We start from the raw sequence: 2966 nt of genomic DNA on the forward strand, positions 1-2966 counted from the left end.
TCGCGCTCCGCGGTCAGCTCGTGCAGGTTAAGGGCGCCGTCGACCTTGGGCGCCATCACCTTGTGAAGCGCCTCGGCATCCAGGGAGCCGATCGTGCCGTCGGCCAGCACCCCGGCGGCGTGCACCACGCCGATCAGCGGATGGTCCTCTTCGATCTCAGCGAGAACGGCCTCGAGCTGGGCGCGGTCGGCCACGTCGCAGGCGATGACCTGCGCTTCGCAGCCCAACTTGCCGAGCTCGGCCACCAGTTCCGCCGCGCCCTCGGCCTCGGGGCCGCGGCGCGAGGTCAAAAGCAGATGCTCTACGCCGTGCTCGGCGGCGAGATGGCGGGCGACGACGGCGCCGAGGCCGCCGGTGGCGCCGGTGATCAGCACCGTGCCCTGCGGATCGAGCTCGAGGGCGCCGCGCTCTTCATCGACGGCGGCCCGTGAAAGCCGCGGCGCGTAGAGGGCGCCCTCGCGAAGGGCGAGCTCGGGCTCCTCGCTTGAGAGTGCGGCCATGAGGCCTTCGATCTCGCCCTCGGGGTCGAGGTCGACCAGCCCGAAGCGCAGCGGATGCTCAGAGGCGGCGCTGCGCAGGAGGCCGGGCAGCGCGGCCTGGGCGAGGTTGGGCGCCTCGCCCTCGCCGATCGCCAGGGCGCCCTCGGTGAGGAGCACCAGCTGGGAGTCTGAGAGCTCTTCGCTCTCAAGCCATTCCTGCAGCAGCTCCAGCGCCCACTCGGCGATCGCGTGGGTATCGGAGGCGAGATCGCCCTTTGCGGTGGGGACGGCGGCGAGGACGAGCTCGGGTGCTTCTGCCCCCGCGGCGATCGCCTCCTGAAGCGATGCGAGGTCGGGGTGGCGATCGAGCTCGATCTCTGTGTTCTCAAGGCTCCCCGCCTCGCCCAGCAGCGTCAGCGGCCCTGCGCTGGGGTCTGATCCGTTTGCGGCTTCCTCAGACTGGGCGAGCTGGGTCCAGCTCAGCTCATAAAGAGGCTGGCTCTTGGTGGTGGCGAGGTTGAGCTGGGAGGGATCGAGCGCCCGTGCCTGCAGGCGATCGATGCTGAGCGCGGGCAGGCCGGCGTCATCGGTGGCGATCAGCTTGACCACGCGGTCTTGGTCTTCCTGGGTGATCTGCACCCGGACGCGAAGCGCCGCGGCGCCTGGGGAGTGCAGCCTGACCCCGGCAAAGGAGAAGGGGACCGCCGGGGCATCGGCGCCGCCCTGATCCAGGGCGGCCAAAAGCACGGTGTGAAGCGCCGCGTCGGTGAGCGCGGGGTGCGCGCAATAGCCGGCGGCATCGGATTGCTGGGCTTCTTGGAGGGAGATCTCCGCCAGCCAGGCATCCCCGTCGCGCCAGGCTGCCTTAAGCCCCTGGAAGGCGGGGCCGTAGCGATAGCCGGCCTCGGTGAGCGCCTCATAGAAATCCTCGACGTCTATCTCCTCGGCATCGGCCGGTGGCCAGGCCCCGAGGCTCGGTGCTTGGGAAGGCTCGGCCTCTGGGGCGCCGAGCAGCCCGGTCGCGTGCAGCGTCCACCCGGCCTCCTCATCGCCATCCTCATCCTCTGCGCCCCGGGCGGAGTAGATATTGATCGGCCGCCGGCCCTCCTCGTCGGGCTCAGCGACGCTGACCTGCACGTCTACGCCGGCGCTTGCCTCCAACAGAAGCGGAGCGATCAGGGTCAGGTCCTCAAGGCCGCCGGCACCGACGCGCTCGGCGGCCGCCAGGGCCAGCTCCACGAACCCCGTCCCCGGCAAGAGGACCATCTCCCCGACCGCGTGATCGGCGAGCCAGGGCTGGGAGGAGAGCGAGAGGCGCCCGGTCAAAAGCCAACCCTCGGCACCCGCCAGGCGCACCGCGGCACCAAGCAGCGGGTGCTCGCCCGCCAGCTGGCCGACCGCCGCGGGATCGGACTGCGCATTGGCCTCAAGCCAATATCGCCGCCGCTGGAAGGCATAGGTCGGCAGCGCCACGCGCTCGGTGCCCCTTGCATCAAAGAGGGCATCCCAGCTGACCGCCACGCCGGCGCAGTGGGCGGCGCCGAGGAAACCAAGCAGCGCCTCGCGCTCACCGTGCTTGGGACCGCGCAGGGCGCTGGCGAAGAGCGCCTCGGTGTCCTCGAGCGCCGGTGAGGAGGCGGCCAAGGCCGCCAAGGCCGTGCTCGGGCCGACCTCCAAAAAGCGGGTGACCCCGGCCTCGGCGAGCAGCGCCACCCCGTCGGCGAAGCGCACCGCCTGGCGCACGTGGGCGACCCAGTATTGGGGTGAGCATGCCTCCTCCGCGCTCAGCTGCTTACCCGTCACATTGGAGATCACCGGGATCTGGGGGGCTGAGAGATGCACTGCCTCGGCTACCGCCTCAAGCTCAGCGAGCATCGGCTCCATCAGGTGGGAGTGGAAGGCGTGGCTGACCGAAAGGCGACTCGTGCGTCGCCCGCGCTGCGCCCAAAGCGCCTCGATCTCTTCGATCGCTGCCTGCTCGCCGGAGACGGTCACCGCCAGGGGCCCGTTTACCGCCGCCACGCAGGCACGGCCCTCGAACTCCGCAAGGCTCTCTGTGACCTCCTCCTCGGAGGCCTCGATCGCCGCCATCGCGCCGCCGGTGGGCAGCTCCCCCATCAAGCGCGCCCGCTCGGCGACCAAACGGGCACCGTCGGCCAATGAGAAGACCCCCGCCACGTGGGCGGCCACGAACTCCCCCACCGAGTGGCCGATCAGGAAGTCGGGCTTTATGCCAAAGCTCTCCAACAGCCGGTAAAGGGCGACCTCAAGCGCGAAGAGGGCGACCTGGGTAAAGCGGGTATCGGAGAGCAGGGCCGCCTCTTCGGAGTCGGGCCCCGCGAACATCACCTCCAACAAGGAGCGCCCGAGCAGTGGGTCCAGCTCGGCGCAGACCTGATCCAGCGCCTTTGCGAAGGTCGGGAACTCTTCATATAGGCGAGCGCCCATGCCCGCCCACTGGGAGCCCTGGCCGGAGAAGAGGAAGGC

At 70.2% G+C, this 2966-nt stretch carries 1 protein-coding gene; it reads right to left on the reverse strand.

The genetic code is table 11. From position 1 onward, the window contains the following. Positions 1 to 2966, reverse strand: a 2966-nt coding sequence (locus VF202_02215; protein HEX7038907.1) for an SDR family NAD(P)-dependent oxidoreductase, incomplete at both ends; no start/stop codon positions are given.

Source organism: Trueperaceae bacterium (genome assembly GCA_036381035.1).
Lineage (GTDB): Bacteria > Deinococcota > Deinococci > Deinococcales > Trueperaceae > DASRWD01.